We start from the raw sequence: 2,559 nt of genomic DNA on the forward strand, positions 1-2,559 counted from the left end.
GACCAGCGCAGCGTGGACATCCTCGTTGCGCAGGGCGTTCTTGAGCACCGCGGTGACACCCATCTGGGCCAGACTGCCGATCATGGCGTCCAGGCGGTCCTGGTCCTTGTCCGGGTCAAGCTTCACCGCGATGGCGTACACGCCCGCCGCCGCGTCGTCGCCCCCCATGACGGCCAGACCGAGAATGGCGGCGTCCTGCACCTCCACCTCTTCATCCTCCAGGGCCACCAGCAGATAGTCGCGGAAGTTCTCCCGCGCATCCTTGGGCAGCAGGTTCACCAGCTTGGCGCCCAGGATCTTCACGATAGCCTTGACGATCTTGTTGCGCAGGGCCGTTGGGGAAGACTCCATGCGGGTGAGCAGAAGCGACACGGCCTTGACGTTGCCCATTTCGCCCAGGGCGTCGATGATCATGGACACCACGAGTTCCGAGGAATGGCTCATGGCCTTGACCATGGCGTCGATGGAGCTTGAATGGCGGATCTTCGCCAGTGCCTCGATGACCGAATACTGGACCCACTCCTCGTCGCGCATGGCCTGGTTCAGGCACTTGGCCGCCTCTGGCAGGCCAAGGTTGCCCAGGCTCACCGCGGCCTGATAGCGCACGTTGACCTCAGGGTCCTTCAAGAGCGCGTCGCACAGCGGCGTGACGGCCATGACATTGCCGGCGGAGCCCAGGATGTCGGTGGCGAAGATACGGATGTCGACATCGTCTTCCTTGAGCAGCGGGATGACGGACGAGAGTTCCTGGCCGCCCAGGGCGCGCAGAATGTCCATGGCCCCGTTGCGCACGGGGGCCTCGTCGGAGCGCAGCAGGGGAATGACGCCAGTAACGGCCTCCTTGCCTCCGATTTGCCGCAAGGCGTTGTCGGCGGATTCCTGAACGCCGATGTTGCTGCTTTTCAGCATCTCAACGAGTAGTGGCACCGCGTCTTCACAACGGGCTTCGCCTGCCAGATAGGCGCCTTCGCGCAGCACATCCGTCTCGGCACTTCTAAGCATCACAAGGATTTCTTTGCAGTCGGTCATCGGCTTGAACCCCTCCAGGGTCTAGTCCAACCAGTGGATGCTGCAGGCATTTAGCCCGCCGCGGCCCGCGCGGCTTACAGGTACAGATTATTCATGATGGCTTGGGCCATGTCATCAATATCAACAATCTCGTCCGAAAGTCCAGCATCAACAATTGCTTTAGGCATTCCATATACAACACAGGTGGCGTCGCTCTGAGCCAGGGCACGGCCGCCCTTCTGCTTCAGGGCGCGGATGCCCTCCATGCCGTCGTTGCCCATGCCTGTCAAAATGACGCCAAGGGCGCGCCGGCCCACGGCTTCCGCCGCGCTGCCGATGAGCACGTTGGCCGAGGGCTTGTACAGGGCGCTGGCTGGTTCGGTGCTGATCTCAAGATCCACGCGGCTGACAAGCTGCTTGAGCAGCAGGTGCTTGCCGCCGGGGGCGATGAAGGCGCAGCCGGGCTTCAGGCGGTCGCCGGGCTCGGCTTCCTTCACGGCTATCTGGCACAGGCCGTCCAGACGCTTGGCGAAGGGCCCGGTGAAGGCAGCTGGCATGTGCTGGGCGATGACGATGCTGGCCGGAAAATTGGCGGGAAAGGCGGAAAGGACCTTCTGCACGGCCGGGGGGCCGCCCGTGGAAACACCGATGACGACCACGTCGCGTTTGGCCGCGCCGTTTGGGCTGGTGATTGCCGCGGGGACGCCTGAACCTGTGCTTCGTGGTTCGTAGCGCGAGGTCGTGCTGACCGGCGTTGCGGGTCGGATGGATGTGGCCGGGCGCGGCCGGGAGTGCATCATCTTGCGCGAAGCCACGATCTTCACCTTGGAGATGAGGCTGGCCTCGATCTTCACGATGTCCAGGGAGACCTTGGAGAGCTGCTTGGGGATAAAGTCCACGGCGCCCAGATCCAGGGCCTTGAGGGTGGCCTCGGCCCCTTCGCTGGTCAGGGAGCTGACCATGAGCACGGGTCTGGGCATTTCCATCATTATGTGGCGCAACGCGGTGAGGCCGTCCATACGGGGCATCTCGATGTCCAGGGTGACGACATCGGGATTGTGCTTGCGAATGAGTTCGAGACCTTCCTCGCCGTCACGGGCGGTGGCGACCACGTCGATCTCCGGGTCCTTGGCCAGCATGGTGCTGATGGCCTTGCGCATGAACGCGGAATCATCGACGACTACAACCTTGATCACAAAAAGCTCCTTTGCATCACGAACGCCGGGTCATCAGGAGGGAACAGTGCAGCTCCCCGAACAATAGAGAATGAGTCTCATATTTTCTTTAAGTTGTCCAACCAGAAGCCTTTGCGAGGGATTGTCGGGAAATGCGAGGAAGCGCGCATCAGGCACTTGCCTTTTGGATTCGATTCAGCTAAAAGCCAGCCTCTCGACAACGGGATGTGGCTCAGCCTGGTAGAGCGCCGCGTTCGGGACGCGGAGACCGCTGGTTCAAATCCAGTCATCCCGACCACAAAGAGCAAGGGCTTACGGATACCTCCGTAAGCCCTTTTTCATTTCCACACGCATGCCCGCGAGGTGGTGTCAGCTG

Annotated in this window: 2 protein-coding genes and 1 tRNA gene; 1 reads left to right on the plus strand and 2 read right to left on the minus strand. The window is 61.8% G+C overall.

Annotated features, from left to right (window positions below; genetic code table 11):
* Together VN419_RS08845 and VN419_RS08850 are read right to left on the minus strand one after the other, a co-directional pair.
* Window positions 1–1,029: HEAT repeat domain-containing protein (locus tag VN419_RS08845; protein ID WP_325646612.1), on the minus strand; the 1,029-nt coding region annotated here is incomplete at its 3' end.
* Window positions 1,030–1,103: 74 nt separating this feature from the next.
* A complete protein-coding gene (locus VN419_RS08850) occupies window positions 1,104–2,204 on the minus strand; it encodes a chemotaxis response regulator protein-glutamate methylesterase (RefSeq protein ID WP_325646614.1) in 1,101 nt (366 codons plus the stop codon).
* Window positions 2,205–2,404: 200 nt separating this feature from the next.
* Here VN419_RS08850 and VN419_RS08855 point away from each other — a divergent pair.
* Window positions 2,405–2,481 (plus strand) — tRNA-Pro (locus tag VN419_RS08855).
* Window positions 2,482–2,559 lie beyond the last annotated feature (78 nt).

The organism is Humidesulfovibrio sp. (genome assembly GCF_035560995.1).
Classification (GTDB): Bacteria; Desulfobacterota; Desulfovibrionia; order Desulfovibrionales; family Desulfovibrionaceae; genus Humidesulfovibrio.